This window comes from Tardiphaga sp. (genome assembly GCF_028290785.1).
Lineage (GTDB): Bacteria > Pseudomonadota > Alphaproteobacteria > Rhizobiales > Xanthobacteraceae > Tardiphaga.
Genome location: NZ_JAQGJD010000359.1, coordinates 1 through 15535, shown reverse-complemented (window position 1 = coordinate 15535; position 15535 = coordinate 1). Strand labels below are relative to the sequence as shown.

Annotated in this window: 16 protein-coding genes and 2 pseudogenes; 11 read left to right on the top strand and 7 right to left on the bottom strand. The window is 62.0% G+C overall.

What is annotated here, in order from left to right:
• The 7 genes and pseudogenes from JWR89_RS23090 to JWR89_RS23060 form a co-directional block, all read left to right on the top strand.
• A pseudogene (locus JWR89_RS23090) lies at positions 1 to 455 on the top strand (hypothetical protein); the annotation flags it as partial.
• Between the two features lie 246 nt (positions 456 to 701).
• Positions 702 to 989 (top strand): hypothetical protein, encoded by a 288-nt coding sequence (locus JWR89_RS23085; protein ID WP_299720469.1) that lies wholly within the window; start codon positions 702 to 704, stop codon positions 987 to 989.
• 271 nt (positions 990 to 1260) lie between these two features.
• Complete coding sequence (locus tag JWR89_RS23080) at positions 1261 to 1479, top strand: hypothetical protein (RefSeq protein WP_299720468.1); 219 nt, start codon at positions 1261 to 1263, stop codon at positions 1477 to 1479.
• A gap of 71 nt (positions 1480 to 1550) precedes the next feature.
• Positions 1551 to 2378 (top strand): Ku protein, encoded by an 828-nt coding sequence (locus tag JWR89_RS23075; RefSeq protein ID WP_299720466.1) that lies wholly within the window; start codon positions 1551 to 1553, stop codon positions 2376 to 2378.
• Between the two features lie 2 nt (positions 2379 to 2380).
• Positions 2381 to 2596 (top strand): hypothetical protein, encoded by a 216-nt coding sequence (locus tag JWR89_RS23070; protein WP_299720464.1) that lies wholly within the window; start codon positions 2381 to 2383, stop codon positions 2594 to 2596.
• The gene (locus JWR89_RS23065) at positions 2583 to 2915 is read left to right on the top strand and encodes a hypothetical protein (protein WP_299720462.1); all 333 of its coding nucleotides are present in this window, start codon (positions 2583 to 2585) and stop codon (positions 2913 to 2915) included. The genes JWR89_RS23070 and JWR89_RS23065 overlap by 14 nt, the downstream gene beginning before the upstream one ends.
• A gap of 74 nt (positions 2916 to 2989) precedes the next feature.
• The gene (locus JWR89_RS23060) at positions 2990 to 3208 is read left to right on the top strand and encodes a hypothetical protein (protein WP_299720460.1); all 219 of its coding nucleotides are present in this window, start codon (positions 2990 to 2992) and stop codon (positions 3206 to 3208) included.
• 386 nt (positions 3209 to 3594) lie between these two features.
• On the opposite strand, the gene JWR89_RS23055 is transcribed toward JWR89_RS23060, so the two are convergent.
• The 4 genes from JWR89_RS23055 to JWR89_RS23040 form a co-directional block, all read right to left on the bottom strand.
• Positions 3595 to 4152: a hypothetical protein gene (locus JWR89_RS23055; RefSeq protein WP_299720458.1), complete on the bottom strand. Its 558-nt coding sequence runs from the start codon at positions 4150 to 4152 to the stop codon at positions 3595 to 3597.
• Positions 4153 to 4343: 191 nt separating this feature from the next.
• Complete coding sequence (locus JWR89_RS23050) at positions 4344 to 4511, bottom strand: hypothetical protein (RefSeq protein ID WP_299720456.1); 168 nt, start codon at positions 4509 to 4511, stop codon at positions 4344 to 4346.
• 173 nt (positions 4512 to 4684) lie between these two features.
• Positions 4685 to 4831 carry a hypothetical protein gene (locus JWR89_RS23045; protein ID WP_299720454.1) on the bottom strand — a complete coding sequence of 49 codons (147 nt, stop codon included), beginning with the start codon at positions 4829 to 4831 and terminating at the stop codon, positions 4685 to 4687.
• Positions 4832 to 4949: 118 nt separating this feature from the next.
• Positions 4950 to 5078 carry a hypothetical protein gene (locus tag JWR89_RS23040; protein ID WP_299720452.1) on the bottom strand — a complete coding sequence of 43 codons (129 nt, stop codon included), beginning with the start codon at positions 5076 to 5078 and terminating at the stop codon, positions 4950 to 4952.
• A 151-nt stretch (positions 5079 to 5229) separates the two neighbouring features.
• Between JWR89_RS23040 and JWR89_RS23035 the strand changes: the two genes are divergently transcribed.
• The 3 genes from JWR89_RS23035 (at position 5230) to JWR89_RS23025 (ending at position 6986) form a co-directional block, all read left to right on the top strand.
• Positions 5230 to 5394, top strand: coding sequence for a hypothetical protein (locus JWR89_RS23035; protein WP_299720450.1), 165 nt, complete (start codon positions 5230 to 5232; stop codon positions 5392 to 5394).
• 945 nt (positions 5395 to 6339) lie between these two features.
• Positions 6340 to 6687 carry a VanZ family protein gene (locus JWR89_RS23030; RefSeq protein WP_299720448.1) on the top strand — a complete coding sequence of 116 codons (348 nt, stop codon included), beginning with the start codon at positions 6340 to 6342 and terminating at the stop codon, positions 6685 to 6687.
• Positions 6688 to 6719: 32 nt separating this feature from the next.
• Entirely contained in the window at positions 6720 to 6986 is a 267-nt protein-coding gene (locus tag JWR89_RS23025; RefSeq protein WP_299720446.1) for a hypothetical protein, read from the top strand.
• A 131-nt stretch (positions 6987 to 7117) separates the two neighbouring features.
• Here JWR89_RS23025 and JWR89_RS23020 read toward each other — a convergent pair whose 3' ends face one another.
• The gene (locus JWR89_RS23020; protein WP_299720444.1) at positions 7118 to 8797 is read right to left on the bottom strand and encodes a methyl-accepting chemotaxis protein; all 1680 of its coding nucleotides are present in this window, start codon (positions 8795 to 8797) and stop codon (positions 7118 to 7120) included.
• A gap of 544 nt (positions 8798 to 9341) precedes the next feature.
• Between JWR89_RS23020 and JWR89_RS23015 the strand changes: the two are divergent.
• Positions 9342 to 9686, top strand: a pseudogene (locus tag JWR89_RS23015) (DUF1810 domain-containing protein); the annotation flags it as partial.
• A gap of 695 nt (positions 9687 to 10381) precedes the next feature.
• Here the strand turns inward: JWR89_RS23015 and JWR89_RS23010 are convergent.
• On the bottom strand, positions 10382 to 13699 hold the full coding sequence (locus JWR89_RS23010) for a carboxyl transferase domain-containing protein (protein ID WP_299720442.1): 3318 nt from the start codon (positions 13697 to 13699) through the stop codon (positions 10382 to 10384).
• The gene (locus tag JWR89_RS23005) at positions 13692 to 15404 is read right to left on the bottom strand and encodes an AMP-binding protein (protein ID WP_299720441.1); all 1713 of its coding nucleotides are present in this window, start codon (positions 15402 to 15404) and stop codon (positions 13692 to 13694) included. The genes JWR89_RS23010 and JWR89_RS23005 overlap by 8 nt, the downstream gene beginning before the upstream one ends.
• Positions 15405 to 15535: the final 131 nt, after the last annotated feature.

The window sequence follows — 15535 nt, the reverse complement described above, 5'->3', positions numbered from 1 at the left end:
TCTACGGCTTCCTCACCACAGAGCCGAACGGCATTGCGGGACCGATCCACCCCAAGGCGATGCCGGTGATCCTGACGACGCCCGAGGAATGCGACGCCTGGATGCGGGCGCCGTGGGCTGAAGCCGTTACCCTGCAGCGGCCGTTGCCGGACGACGCACTGGTGATCGTTGCGCGCGGCGGGAAGCAGGATAATGCTCTTCCGCTCCGATCTGACCTGCCACCCTGTGCCAGACTTTCTGCTCAGCAAAAAGTCCGTGTGTTCTTGCTTTGCACCGCAGCGAGCAAAACAGAGCACATCTCTGGACAAAACAGCCAACGTCGATGGCCTACCTCGAAATCTAAGAGCCCTACTCGGCAATCGGGTGGTTTGCCCGGCCAAGCTCCTACGATGCCTCAAAGCAGCATAGGAGCACGAAATGCGGAAATTTCACTCTATCGCCGCCCTCTGTGGTGACGGTCTAAGGCCCGAGCTAAAAGCCCTGTTCGACCGGCTGGAGGTCGATCCGCTTACCGAGCTATTCGTGCGCCCTGATGGCATGCTTCAATCTGGCCCCGACCCGGAATCGGAGACCGCCAAGGCGATCCTAACCCAGGTTAAAAGAGTGGCCTAATCTGCAATTAGGAAGGGCCAGTTCGGCCAGTACCCGAGCCGAGACCTATGGGCTTGACGCCGTCGGCCGGAATCAGATCGAACGGCGCCGTGACCCTCTCTTCCAAATTCGTCGAGCCTCGCCCGTTCTCCAGCCCGGAGGCCGCGGCGCGCAAGCTTCTTGAAATCGCAGCCGGGATCATCGATGCCAGGGGCCGGGTGTCTGTCGGCGCTTGGAACGACGCTTTCCGTAAGGCGGGTGGCAACGTGGCGGAATACTCAGCCGGTCGGGATCGGGCCATCGCCGACGGCGCGCTCGCCATGCATGATAGCGGCGGCTTCGTGGTACTCGCACTGGGGGCTACTCTTCCGTCGGGTTCCGTGCCGACAGCACCTTAAATCCGGGCGTAGAATTTGCCGTTCTTGATCGAATGGTGAGCCCCATGTCGGACCGCATCCCTTCCCTCTGGCCGCTCGCAGCCATCGAGCATCCCCGTTGCATGCGCTGCAATACCCGGATGGCTCTGGCCCACCGGGAGCCCCGCCGGGACGGTACCGAGAAACGCACGTTCGAGTGCCAAAGGTGCAATTTCATCACTACGAAAATTGTCGCCGACCCGTTGGGCTCGCCCTCCATGTCAGCGCTGACACGCAACCTCAAGCCACCGGCGTGAACGCCGTGCACAAGAGCCTGAGGAATAAAAGCTGGACCGCCGAAGAGAACGAACGTCTTAAAGGAATAGTCGCCAGCGGTGCGACGCCCGTGCGCGCCGCGGCAGCCTTCGGGCGCACCATCACCAGCGTTCGTATACAGGCGCGAAAGATCGGGCATCCCTTCCCGACCATCCACGCATTCCGTCGAAAGTGGCGAGACGCCGAAGCGACCTGACGCCGGAACGAATCAACAGGAACCGGCTTGAGTCGCCAGTTCAGTAGTGTTCGTTGTGTGGAGTATTGCCCATGGCCCCGCGCGCCAATTGGAAGGGCTTTTTACGTCTTTCGCTCGTGACCTGTCCGGGTGCGCTTTTTCCGGCGACGTCCGATTCTGAGAAGATCAGTTTCAATCAGATCAACCGTAACACGGGCCATCGCATCAAGTATGTGAAGGTGGACGCCGATACCGGCGACGAGGTGCTCAGCGAAGACATACCCAAGGCGGACATCGATCCTCGATACGCAATCCGACCCTATTACCTCGTCCCCGACGGCAAGGTCGGCCACGACGCCTATGCAGTCATACGTGAGACCATCCGCAGCATGAACATGGTGGCAATCGGTCGCCTGGTGCTGACCAGCCGAGAGCACATCATCGCACTGGAGCCGCTCAAGAACGGGTTGATGGGCACGCTCTTGCGCTATCCCTACGAAGTTCGCAGCGAGGAAGACTATTTTGACGACATCCAGGACGTCAAAGTCACGAAGGACATGCTGGATCTGGCGCGACACATCGTTGAGCAAAAGTCGGGCGAGTTCGAGCCCGGCAAGTTCGAAGACCGCTATGAGGCCGCTCTTGTTGACCTCGTGAACAGCAAGCGCAACGGCACACTTGGCAAGGCAAAGGCGAGCCCGCGGCCTGGCACCAACGTTGTCGATCTGATGACTGCGCTCCAGCAGAGCCTAAAGGGCGGCGCTGCGAAGACAGCACCTGCAAAGAATAAGAAGCCGGCCAAGGCGACCGGCCAGCGCGAAATGCTGCTACCCATCGCCGGCAAGAAAGCTGCTCCGAGAGACGAACCCAAGACGACCAAGCCCGCCCGCTCCCCAGCACGAACCCGAAGGGCGAGCTAGTCATGACCGACAGAAGCCCATCCATTGTGCCCGAATATGCGATCGATCCCCTTCTTGAGATCATAGCGCATCTCGGAGCGGCCCTGATTCAATCCCAGCCGACCGATGACCCGATCATCATCGGGCATATGAGAAGCGCCTACAATCTGGCCATCGACTGCCAACGGGAGGCCTCCCGTGTCGCCACCTTGAGGGAGATAGGCCATGCGCCGCTCTAGCTGGACGCCCTCGATCGTTCCGAACGACCACGACCAGACGATTTATCTGGTGATCGACGATTTCGGACGCGAGGGTCTTTCCTTCCACGAAACAAACCTCGATCGCACCGATTTAGAATCCGTCATCACCGACGAAAATCCCAACCGGATCGTCGCCTTCAACACTGCGGAAAGGTGGGCAAGCGACGTCAGTGAGGATATCGCGCGTGAGATCCGGCGTCGCGCAGATATCGCCTATGAAGACGTGCCTTCGACCATTGAGGATTTCGTAACCCGACACGCCGGTCGAGACCGGCAACTGGCATTGAGGCTCGCGTGAGATGTCAAAGTCCGGATGGTACCGTCAGTTTCCGGTGCCGCTGCTCGTCCCCCGATGGCGAGCCGTTAGTCACGTTGCGCGACGCCGGCGACTACGTCACAAGATTGCCCAAGAACGAGCATGACAGCGCAGCCTGGCAAACTGCGATGCACGGCCTGAACCAAGCTGCCGAGCACGACGGCCCGATCGAGTTCACGCGCCTCAGGATAATGCAAGCACTCTATCCGAAGGGCACGCCGGTCTACCGTTACATCGATAAAGCTCCCGTCGGCAAACTGGTGAGGGAACGATGAATTTATCTGATCAAGAAGTGGCCGTGATGGCATTGCGCGAGGCGCAACTCATCCTCGGACTACATTCAGCCCGGCCCGCGCGACGAAAAAACCATCAATGAATTGCTCGCCGTGCTGGATAGGGACGACGTTGTTGAGCCGTCGATCGGCTTGAAGTCGAAACAGAGGAGAGCCCCGCTTCCACAGCGGCGGCTGTGGGCCTTTAGGGGCTCTCCCCGCCCCGCGTCGGCAGGGACGCAGTGCTCAGTCGCAACGGCAATAATCCGAAGTGGTTCCGCCAAACGAAAAAAGCCGCGCCGCCGGAAAGGTGACGCGGCCAAGTCAATGAGGCGCCAGAGACAACAAGTCGCCATCGGCCTGTGGACGGGGCCGAAGCCCCGAATTGTTCAGCCCGGCACGCGATAGCTGATGGCACGGTGCCGATACGCAACCTCCTTCCAACCGCGGCCTCGAGGCGAGGGATTCCAGACGTAGACCTGGCCGGCTGCGACGCGCGACACGATCGCAACGTGACCGCCACCACGGCGCGACAACACCGCCACGGCGCCCGGCACTGGACCCGACTCCTGCCCCCGTCGCAGATACGACAGCGCCAGCGCGCTCCCGGTCCCCTTAATGCCCCGTTCTGCCAACGCCGATCCGACGTTGACGGCGCAGATCAGCCGGCCGGCGACGTAGCGGCCCGGGCGAGCCACGCGGTCTGACTCAGTCGCCATCAGTTCCAGGATGCCCGCCGGCGTCGCCACGAGCCGATCCCGCGTCATCTTCACCCGGATTGACCTGATGCCGTCCAGGAAGCCGCCAGACGGCCGCACCGCGCCCTCGCACGGCATGATGGTGAAGCACTCAGGCGCGAACTGCGGTGCCCCGCGGTGACGCGGGCGGGCTTCGGCAGGCATTGTGAAAAGAGCGCACAGCAAAGCTGACGCAAGAAAGCGGATCATGCAGATTCCTCGGTAAGGTTGATTGGTGAGGTTAAGAAACGAGTTCCGTTGCACGCGTGCGCGCGACGACTAGCCTCGAAAGCGCCGCACGGCGACCGATCTAGTTCTTGCGTCCGGTCGCAATTTGAATGTGCGCACGGGGCCGCCTTCCCTTTTCGGGATCAAAGGCGGCCTCACTATTTGGTGGAAGTTCAGGTGGGTTTCCGGCTGTCCAGAAGGCGGTCTAGCCGTTGTGTAATGCCTTTCAGATCCTCGCGTAGATCATCGAACTGCGCTTCGTGGCGGATCGAAAGCTGCGCGAGATCGGCGTGATTGACGAACTCCTTTTCGACATAGAGAGAGCTCGTTCTGGATGCCATCGATCTTCAGATTGGCCTGGACGCCGCGCAGACCGGCGGCGCTAGCCTCGGTTTTAGCTTCAGTGATCTGGCGCTGCATGTTCATCTAGAAGGTCGCGAAGCCCTAGAACAGGCGACGAGGCCAATGCCCGCCCCGACGGCCGCCCACGCCAATGCATCCGACATTCATCCACCTACTTCTTGACCCAGCCACACGCGCGCTTGCCGGCGGCGTTGATGAGGTCTGCCCGATTCTTGGTTTCGTCCGTATCGTTCTTCGACCAGCGCAGCGGCCCGCCCTGCCGGTGGTTCATCACGTCGCAGAACGACGCGGTGTTCACCGGCGGCTCTTTCGTCTCGCAGCAAATTCCATGAAGCCGTCGAAGGTCGGCCGGCAGATAATGGTCGCGCCACTGGCCGGCTCGCCCCGGCTATGGCAATGGTCATGAATCCAGCGCATCAGTCTCTCCGGAATTGGGTGTCGCGGCCGGCGTCGCCCGGCGTTGCCGCCTGCTTCTGCCGGGCCTCTTCCACAGAACCGTCGATCTCGGCAAGCTGCTGGGTCATCAGCTTCAGGCCATCGGCCACGGCCTCGTCGTATCCCTGCCCTCCTGCCGCGGCGGGTCAGTCATAGTTCACCTTTGATTTTCAGGATATGCGCGATGCCGTCGCGCGGCGGATTGGGAACGATCACCCTGCCCGGGCATTTTCCGCGAACAGATGATTGGAAGGATTGGTCATGCAGAAAAAGAACGATGCCGAAATCCCCGGGACGGATGCGAAAGAGCGGCAGAAAAACGACGCCGCACAGCAGCCAACCAACGATCCGAAACTCACCGACCCTGAAAAAACGCCAGGCTCCGGCATGTTTCCTGACTCCAGCGGAGATGCTCCGTCCGGCTAGCCTTCATCGGATTATAGAAGCCACGATTGGAACGCCGATAAGCAATCCCATCGCTAGCCAAAAGGTTATATTGCGGCGGGCTAGCTTGCGGCGGCCCTCGTCGTAATCATCGCAGGCGCAGGGCGCGTCGAACGTGGACTCCATGAGAGCTTCCCGGTTAGGCGACTCCCCGACATGATCCGCAAGGCGAGCTGAAGCTGCTCAGCGGTTGAATTGCGGTTTTGGACACTGTTTCGGCGACGCAACACCAAAGAGCGTTCCGCTCAGCGGAACCCAGATTGTTCTTCCGAAAAAGGCGGTCATAGATTTGAATTTAGATGCACGCAGGGCTGGCCGACCGGGCGACCGACGACCACAATTTCAATTGCGCGCACGGGGCCGTCGGGTTTTACCGCGGGCCGACGGCCCCACTCTCTTCATCATGCTGGTGAAATATGGACCCTATGAGAAAGATATTGACCGGCCTAAGCGTCATGGTCGCCATAAGGATCACCACCGCAGGCATTCTGATGGCCATGAAGGCCATACACGGCTAGTCGGCGCCCCCGCGGTCTCTCATCAAGAGCACGATGGCGATAACCATCCCTGCTTAGGTTAACAAACGGTTTCAGTTGCTCGATTTGGAGTGCGCGCGCAATTCTGCTGCACTTGAGCAACAAGATCCAAACACCATGCCCGCCAGCTAGCTGTCGGCTTGACGAGCTGGAGCGCCAGTATGCGGAGTTGCAGCGACTAAGGAATGAGATCGCGAGGCTTGAGGTAGCATCAATCAAACGGAACGGTATGAAGATGATCACCGGAGGAAGGAGATGATTTGGCTCACCTTGATTGCCGTTGCGCTCTCTCTCGCGGCCCTGTTCGTGATCCTTTATCTTCGGCGCCTTGACGTGCTGACGGGCCCTTGGATCGCGCGCGAATGATCAGACGATCAGGGTACGCTTAGCAATGATCAGAAAATTGACTTGGACGGCGACCGTCATAGTGTTCGCCATAATCGTCTTTGCGACCCTGGCCCCTATCGATCTCCGCCCCGAGACCGGTGCTGTCAGCCCTGAGCGGTTCGCCGCGTTTGCGTTGCTCGGAATGTTGGCTGGTTTATTGTATCCTCGGCGTCTCGGGAGGGTTACCGCATCCGTGGTGGCGATTGCCATTATTCTCGAGGCCTTGCAGCTGATCGCGCCGACCCGGCACGGCCAAGTACCAGACGCAATCGTAAAATCTATCGGCGCGATATCCGGCGTGGGGCTTGCAGCGGCCTTGAATCTCTTCATACGGGCGCTTCGGTCCAACTGACGGTCGGCGAGCTTTCTGCTAGGGCGCGGCTCTTGGCAGCAACTGCCGGGAAAGGTATTAAAGACGAGACTTTTATGCCTCTAACAATTGCACAGCAGCAGTTTATCGACGAACTTCTGTTGGCAGGCCGCCCGCTCGGGAAGCCGGACGACGGTATCAACGGGGATCACCTGATGGAATGCCCGGTGTGCGGCGTCGTCTTCGACATGCACGACCTAGACGCGGCCTTGGGCGAGCACATGCACGACGGTCCCGAGATGCCGACGATTATCTGTCCAGTGCCCGACCTTGAAGGCTGATCGCGCCCTCCGAAACTTCGAGACGTGTAACAATGACCCTTGACCTATTACGGCCCTAGCCGCGCTGTCGCGCGTGATCCTCTCCCGCGCGCCAAGCTTCGCTGCGCGCGCGGGGGAGGGAACCTGGAGCGCTACGCCGCGCGGACCTTGCTGAGAAAGTCGTTGACCGCGGCGCTCAGCATGCCGGACTGGTTGTCCAGTTCGCGGGCATTCGTGAGCACCTGCGAGGCCGCCGCGCCGGTGGCTTCCGCCGCGGCGCTGACGCCGCCGATGTGGTCGCTGACTTCGCTGGAGCCCGCCGCCACCGACTGGATGCTGCTGGCGATTTCCCGCGTCGCTTCGCCCTGCTCTTCCACGGCCGCGGAGATGCTGTTGGTGATCTGGCTCATCTGCGCGATGGTGGTCGTGATAGCGCCGATCGAGACGACCGCGTCGCTGGTGGAAGCCTGCATGGCCGACACCTGGGCGGAGATTTCCTCAGTAGCCTTGGCGGTCTGGCTCGCCAGCGCCTTCACTTCGGAGGCCACCACTGCGAAGCCGCGGCCGGATTCACCGGCGCGCGCCGCCTCGATGGTGGCGTTCAGCGCCAGCAGATTGGTCTGCGAGGCGATGCTGTGGATCAACTGCACCACCTCACCGATTTTCTCCGCCCCGCTCGACAGCAATTTCACCGTGGCATTGGTGCGCTCCGCATCGCCGACCGCCTTGCTCGCGATTTCGCTCGACTGCGTCACCTGCCGCAAGACCTCGGCCACCGAGGCGGACAGTTCTTCCGCTGCCGCGGCGACCATGCTGACGTCGTCGGAGGCGCGGCCGGACGCAGCGCCCACCGTGGCGGCGCGCAAACTGGCGTCGCTCGCGGTCGTCGCCATCAACTGCGCCGTGCTCTGCATGCCCGCCGCGGCGGTCGAGACCGACCGGACGATACCGTTGACGCTGCGCTCGAAGTCGCTCGCGATGCCCTCCATCGCGGAGCGCCGCTCGGCCGCGATGCGACCCTGCGCGTCGGCTTCGACCTGCTCGAGGCCGCGGATGCGCAGTGCGTTGTCCTTGAACACCTGCACCGTCGATGCCATGGCGCCGACCTCGTCCTTGCGACCGACGCCCGGAATGTCTTCTTCTAGCTCGCCGTCGGCCAGCGACTTCATGCGGGCGCCGAGCCGGCCGAGCGGCCGGGTGATGCTGCGCCCGATCAGCCAGGCGATGATGCCGGCGACGGTGGCGATGGCGAGCATGGCAAAGCCAAGCGCCCAGATGATCGGCTTCAGATGTTCATCCAGGTCGTCCAGATAAGCGCCGGTGGCGATGAACATATTCCAGCCGGGTAGCGCCGCTGCGTAGCCCATCTTACGCGACAGAAGCTGCGCATTGGGCTTGGCGAATTCATAGGTCAGGATATGCCAGCCCTTGGCGGCAACGCCGTCGCGAAACTCGCGCGTCACGGGAACGCCGTTGACCAGGGTGTTGAGACGATCGGCGCCGGGTTTGAAGCCCGGGAGATGAACCACGATGCCGTCCATCGTGTAGATGAACAGGTAGTTGCCGTTGTCATAGTTCATTGGCTCGATCCGGCGCACCAGTTCGGCAGTCGCCGCGTCCTTGCTGAGCTTTCCGGCTGCGACGTCTTTCTGCAGGCTGGCAGCCACGTTGGTGCCGATTTCGACAATCGACTTGAGCTGTTCGGTGCGCGCCGAAAGCATTTCACTCTTGACCAAGTAGGCCGCCAGCATGCCGGCGGCACAAAGGCCGATCATCGTGACGGCGACCAGGATGACAAGCTTGGACGTGATGCGGATATTATCAAATTTCACAACGTATTTCCCCCCTCGCCGGCGATGTCAGCACCGCTCGGCATGACCCGGGAGGCAAACTATCAGAGTAACATTTTCAAATGTTTTAAGGCGCAGCGTGGTCCGCAGCCGCAAGATTCCGGGAAGCGGAATTGCACGAAGGCATTTGCCCTTTGCTTAAAATGAGCGAGCCGACACAAGCACGGCGCGTTTGGTTAAGATAGCGATTCTCCAGATCATCAACCTTTGCGCGAAATGACCTCGAAGCATTGAGGGGTGGCGCAGTCCCTAACGTGACGTGCACTAGACGTGGTACTAAAAAGTCTCGAACAATCCGGGACCGCCGAGCATCCAGCAGAAGCCGTGCAATTGGCTTCAATCTATGCCACCGTCGAGCCTTCGGCCGAAGCGATGCCATTACCGCGCACCCGTTCGCCGAAGGGGGTCGCTGCCCGTCGCATGCGGACGGTGCCGGCGACGGAGCGGCGCTCACGGCCTCGACCGCTCGGCGTAGCGGGTTCGGCGTCGAATGCTATCACTTCTGACACCCGTTTCGGTACCCGTCATGTCGCAATATTCCGATAGTTTCGACCTGCAGCGCTTCGTGTCGGCCCAGCAGCCTGTCTACGCGACCGCCCTCGCCGAGTTGAAGGCAGGCACCAAGCGGACGCACTGGATGTGGTTCATCTTCCCTCAAGTCGAGGGACTGGGCCACAGTGTGATGGCGCAACATTTCGCCATCCGCTCGATGGACGAGGTGGTCGCTTATCTCGCCCATCCCCTCCTCGATACGCGGCTTGCCTAGTGCACGCGGGCGATGCCGAACGTCGCAGGGGCCGCCCGCACGATCCTCGGCTCTCCGGACGAGATGAAGTTCAGGTCGTCGATGAAGCTCTTCGGTTTGGCCGACGCCGGCCTTGCCGTCACCAAGGACAGCGCGAGCAACGCGCCGTCCATGCCGAGCATCTTCTCCGACTATCCGGTGCTGATCGAGCGCAACGCCTACGGCGGTGAACTCCCCCCGATCGCTCGGTTGGCGCATGCCCTTGTCGTCCAAGGCGTTGTTCAACCTATCAAGAAGTCAAGCTCGAGGCCGGGGCCGGCGGTCAAGATGGAGCCCTTCCAGAACTCCTACATCATGCGCACGCCATCCCTGAGTTGCTTAAAAATCCATCGCCCACGGGTTGCCAGAGCGCTTGCCGACCGTGCGGCCTTACGGTTGACTAACGCGTGTTCACACCTGCAGTAAAGTAGGTGGGAGAACTGCCATGCTCGAAGTGCTAGTCAGCATCTCTTTGACTTTCATCCTCTTCGAATTCGCCGACGAATGGCATCAGCGCCGTCAGAGTAAACGGCGTCTCGCTGCTATGAGGCAGCATTCGTCCGGAATGCGACGGCGATGGGACACGTCGCGGGGACGCTGGGCCGACCCCCTGCGGAGAACCCTTCAAAGTCACTGCAAGCCCCAAGCGAATCGGGGCCCTAATCTGCAGAGATCCCTTTGCGCCAGAAGCGGTCAGACGCGATCCGCTTCTAAGGAGAAGCGATGCCGATTTCCAATAGATTGGTATGCCCGAAGGGACCGTGCGGAGGGCGGACCCTGGTTTACCAGGTATCAACACATGGCCGCTTCCTGCCGGAACGATGCGGAGCCGGCGGCGCTGAGCGCAGGCCGCTGGTGATCCAGTGGCGGGTGTCGGCAGGGTCGATCACCTGGTCGATCTCCAACACCGAGGCGATGTTGATGGCCTTGCCGCCTTCGTAGAACTTCGCGACCATCATCTTGAAGAAGTCGTCGCGCTTTACGGGATCGGAGATCGCCTCCATTTCCTTGCGGAAGCCGAGGCGCACCGCGCCTTCGAAACCCATGCCGCCGAATTCACCGGTCGGCCACGAAATCGTAAAATCCTGGGCGTGAAAGCCGCCGCCAGCCATGGCCTGGGCGCCGAGGCCGTAGCCCTTGCGCAGCACGATGGTGAAATACGGCACGGTGATGCTGGCCGCGGTGACGAACATGCGCGAGACGTGGCGCACTAGGCCGGTCTTCTCCGCTTCGGGCCCAACCATGAAACCGGGCGTGTCGCACAGCGAGACGATGGGGATGTCGTAGGCGTCACACAGAGCGACGAACCGCGCCGCCTTGTCGCCGGCGTCGGCGTCGATGGCGCCGCCGAGATGCTTTGGATTGTTGGCCAGCAGACCGTAGGGTTGGCCATCGATTCGCACGAAGGCGGTGACGATGCCGATGCCGAAATCCGGGCGCAGCTCCAGCACGGACTCGAGGTCAGCGAGGGTCTCGATCACCGTCCGGATGTCATAGACACGGAGGCGGTTCTCGGGAATCGCCCGGCGCAGCAGCCGTTGATCCGGCGCGCTCCAGGTCTTGATCGGGCCCTGGAAATAGGAGAGATATTTTTTCGCCGCGGCAACCGCCTCGACCTCGTCTTCGACCAGCACGTCGATTACGCCGTTAAGCGACTGCACGTTGGAGGGGCCAACCTCTTCCGGCTTGTAGACACCAAGGCCGCCGCCCTCAATCATCGCTGGGCCGCCCATGCCGAGCGAGGTGTCGCGGGTGGCGATGATCACGTCACAGCAGCCCAGCAAAGCGGCGTTGCCGGCGAAGCAGCGGCCGGACACAACGCCGATCAGCGGCACCAGGCCGCTCAGCCGGGCAAAGGCGCCGAAGGTCGGCACGTCCAGCCCGGTGACGCCCAGCCGCTCGGTGTCGCCCGGCCGGCCGCCGCCGCCTTCGGCGAACAGCACGACGGGCATGCGCAGCTCTTCCGCAAGCTTGAACATGCGGTCCTGCTTCTTGTGATTGCGCTGGCCTTGGGTGCCGGCCAGCACGGTGTAGTCATAAGCCACCACCATGCAGCGCGATTTGTCTGCTGCGTAGTGGTCGCCGTTGACGGTGGCGAGCCCGGCGACAAGGCCGTCGGCCGGCGTGTTCTTGATGAGGTCGTCGAGGCTGCGCCGCGCGCGCTGCGCGGCGATGGCCAGCGAGCCGTACTCGATGAAGCTGCCTTCATCGACCAACGCCGCGATGTTTTCGCGGGTGGTGCGGTGGCTGGTCTTGCGGCGCCGCGCGATGGCATCGGGCCGGTTTTCGTCCAGCGTAAAGGCCTGCCGAGCCAGCATTTCGGCCAGATCCGGCCGGACCTGGTCGAGATCGACTGCCGCGTCGATGGTCTCCGCCTCGCCGGCGACGTCGGAGGGCTCGATGAACAGGATCGGATCGTCTTTATACAAGGTATCGCCGACCGTCGCCGCGACCAGGCGGACGATGCCGCCCTGGGTCGCGTTGATCAGGTGCTCCATCTTCATCGCCTCGACAACGGCGATCTGCTGCCCGGGACGCACCGTATCGCCGTCACTGACGGCGACGACCACCACGGTGCCTTGCAAGGGCACGTTGACGGCAATGGTGCCGGCGGGGGCCGCCTGCCGGCCGCCGGCAGATGAGGACGCCGCGGACGTCGCCGCCGGCTCGAAGAACAGATGCGGATGCGCGGTGCCGGCGCTGGCAAACAGCGCCGCTATATTGCTTTCGATGAAGCGGGTGTTGACGCAGTTGGCGGCAAAGTCCGAATGGGTCAGCAGTGCCTGCAGGAACGGCAGGTTGGTGGCGACGCCATCGATACGGGTCTCGCAAGTGGCGCGGTAGGCCTTGGTCACGGCGTCCGCGAAATCGGCAGATGCAGAATGCACGATCAACTTGGCCAGCAGCGAATCGAACGAGGTGCTGGTGCGATAGCCGGTATAGCCGAACGTATCGACGCGGACGCCGGGCCCGGACGGCATGTCGAACGACGTCAGCGTGCCCGAACTCGGCTGGGTGTCACCGGCGGCATCCATGGTCTCCATGTTGACGCGGAGCTGGATGGCGTAACCGCGCGGTGCCGCGACGTGCGCCTTGCCGAAACCAAGGCTGTCGAGGGTGCGGCCGGCCGCGATCCTGATCTGGGTAACGACGAGATCGACATCCATCACTTCCTCGGTCACGGTGTGCTCGACCTGCAGCCGCGGATTGGCTTCGATGAACGCGAAAAATGCGCCTTCGCCGGAATCGCTGGCGTCAACCAGGAATTCGAAGGTGCCGAGATTGTCGTACTTGGCTGCCGCAGCGAGCTTCAGCGCGGCGTCCAGAATGCGCTGGCGCAATCCCTGTGATAACGACGGGCTTGGCGCGATCTCGATCAGTTTCTGGTTGCGGCGCTGGATGGTGCACTCTCGCTCGCCGAAATGCGTCACGGCGCCGGCGCTGTCGCCAACGATCTGCACCTCGATATGGCGGGCATTCTCCACGAGCCGCTCGACATAGACTGTGTCGTCGCCGAACGCCGCCTTTGCCTCGGAGCAACAGCGCGCATAGGCCTCCGCCACATCGCCGGCTGTTCGCACGGCGCGCATGCCGCGTCCGCCGCCGCCGGACACCGCCTTGATCATCATGGCGCCGCCATTGAGCCTGGCGAAGAACGCCTGGGCGTCCTCGAGGCTGGTGGCGCCGATCGTGCCGTCGATGACGGGCACGCCGACCTGTGCGGCCAGCGTTCGCGCCGCAATCTTGTCGCCAAACAATTGCAGTGCATCGGGCGACGGGCCGATGAAGGTGATGCCCTCCTTTGCCGCGCGGCGGGCGAGGCCGGCATTCTCGCTGAGAAAGCCGTAGCCGGGATGGATGGCGTCGCAGCCCGCCTCTTTGGCCACAGCAATGATGCGTTCGATATCCAGATAGGCCGTCGCACCGGCGCGGCCGAGCGCGTGGGCCTCGCCGGCCTTGCGCACATGCAGCGAGGTGGCGTCGTCAGCGGAATATACCGCAACGGTTGCGATACCCAGATCGGAGGCGGCGCGCGCAATGCGGATGGCGATCTCGCCGCGGTTGGCAATGAGCAGCTTGCTGAAGAGAACGTCACGCATCGAGCAGTTTACCTAACTCTTGTTTCTTGACCTTGCCCGTCGCCGTCATTGGCAGGGCTTCGACAATTCGCACTTCCGGCACCTTGAATCCCGCCATGCGCTCGCGGCACCAGTCCTCGATGGCTTTCGGCGTGACGTCGGCGCCGGGCACCAGCAGCACGAAGGCCACCGGCACCTGGCCGCGTTCCTCATCCGGACGCGGCACCACGCCAGTACCCACAATGGCCGGATGCTGGCCAAGCAAAGCTTCCACCTCGCCAGGAAACACGCTCATGCCCTTGACCTTGATCATCTCCTTGCGGCGGCCGAGATAATGCAGATAGCCGTCCTCATCGATCAGGCCGATATCACCGGAATGCAGCCAGCCGTTGCGCAACGTCTCGGCGGTCGCTTCCGGCTTGTTCCAGTAGCCCTTCAGCAAAGAGGGCGTGCGGCAGCACAATTCGCCTTCGGAACCGAGTGGCAGAATCGCGCCAGTCTCGAAATCGCAAATCTTGAATTCGGTACCGGACACCGGCAGGCCAACGAAGGTCGGCCGCGATTTCAGATCATAATCGTCGTCCTGCATGCCAGTTGTGAAGCTGTCGGAGGTATGGGTCTCGGTCATGCCCCAGGCGGATTCCGCCAGCACCGTGCCGACAAGTTCCTGCCAGCGGCGGCGATAGTCCATGTTAAGCTTCTTGACGAACGACACGACGCGGACGTTGTTCAGCGAGCTGAGGTCGAATTCCGCGAAGCGCGGATGATCCATGATCTCCAGCGCGCCATCGACCGGCATGGCCGTGGCCGTGACCTTGTAGAGCTGGATCGCGGTCATCACCGCCACGGGATCCCAGCGTGCCAACAGCACAAGCGTGGTACCGTTGAACACCGGAAAGATCAGGCAGCTATTCTCGCCTGCGATCCAGAATTCTGGAAAAAAACTCAACGAGATCGAGGTCTCCGGCGGCGGCGCCAGCGAAGTGTTCGACGCCACGGTATAGATCATGTCGCGCTGGGTGTGGATGCAGCCCTTGGGCATGCCGGTGGTGCCGCCGGTGTAGTTCAGCGCGGCGAAGTCGTCGAGCGACGCGCCTTCGGGAAACGAGGGTGCCGCAATCTTTGACAGCGCCGGCATCATATCGATGGCGTCGGCGCAGGCGATCTTTGGCGACAAAGTAGCCGATGGCGCTGGAAGACTTGGTACTGCAGGCATCGCATCCGCGAAGCTGGTAACGATGAGGCGGCGAAGCTTGGTCTCGGTCAGCACCTCACGCACCACTGGCATCAGCGTGTCCAGCGCGACAATCGTTTCGGACTGGCAGTCGCCAACCTGGTAGCCGAGTTCGTAGGCCTTCGACAGCGGGCTGACTGGGCAATGTACCGCGCCGAGCTTGAGGATGCCGAAGAAGGCGACGTGGAATTGCGGGCAGTTTGGCATGAACACCGAGACGCGGTCGCCTTTCTTGACCCCCATCCCGGCCAGCAGCGTCGCAAACAGGTCGCTCTGGCGATCGAGTTCGCCGTAGGTGGTGACCCCGCCATAGAAGATTACCGCAGGCTTGTCCGGCCGCAGCCGCGCCCAGATGCGCAGATATTCGGTGAGCGGCTTCTCGCCGTGCGGATAGGCAATCTCGCGGTTGAGCCCCTTCGGCCATGCCTTTCCGACGAGGCCGCGCAGGGTCTCCAGATACTGGTTTTCGTCGATGGTCTGGTGTTGCGACATAAGCGTACTCATCAATGTGAAGCGACGATCGTCTGGACAGGCGGAATGATAGTTTCGGCGAGATGGCAGGCAACAAGCTGGCGCGGCGCCAGTTCGCGATCGACCGGCGGCGTGGTCCTGCAGATCTCCAC

What these genes read in the sequence shown, in the direction of transcription:
- JWR89_RS23070 (WP_299720464.1), top strand. Translation starts at nt 2,381, where the DNA reads ATGACCGACAGAAGCCCATCCATTGTGCCCGAATATGCGATCGATCCC.
- JWR89_RS23075 (WP_299720466.1), top strand. Translation starts at nt 1,551, where the DNA reads ATGGCCCCGCGCGCCAATTGGAAGGGCTTTTTACGTCTTTCGCTCGTG.
- JWR89_RS23035 (WP_299720450.1), top strand. Translation starts at nt 5,230, where the DNA reads ATGCAGAAAAAGAACGATGCCGAAATCCCCGGGACGGATGCGAAAGAG.
- JWR89_RS23065 (WP_299720462.1), top strand. Translation starts at nt 2,583, where the DNA reads ATGCGCCGCTCTAGCTGGACGCCCTCGATCGTTCCGAACGACCACGAC.
- JWR89_RS23050 (WP_299720456.1), bottom strand. Translation starts at nt 4,511, where the DNA reads ATGGCATCCAGAACGAGCTCTCTCTATGTCGAAAAGGAGTTCGTCAAT.
- JWR89_RS23010 (WP_299720442.1), bottom strand. Translation starts at nt 13,699, where the DNA reads ATGCGTGACGTTCTCTTCAGCAAGCTGCTCATTGCCAACCGCGGCGAG.
- JWR89_RS23030 (WP_299720448.1), top strand. Translation starts at nt 6,340, where the DNA reads ATGATCAGAAAATTGACTTGGACGGCGACCGTCATAGTGTTCGCCATA.
- JWR89_RS23005 (WP_299720441.1), bottom strand. Translation starts at nt 15,404, where the DNA reads ATGTCGCAACACCAGACCATCGACGAAAACCAGTATCTGGAGACCCTG.
- JWR89_RS23055 (WP_299720458.1), bottom strand. Translation starts at nt 4,152, where the DNA reads ATGATCCGCTTTCTTGCGTCAGCTTTGCTGTGCGCTCTTTTCACAATG.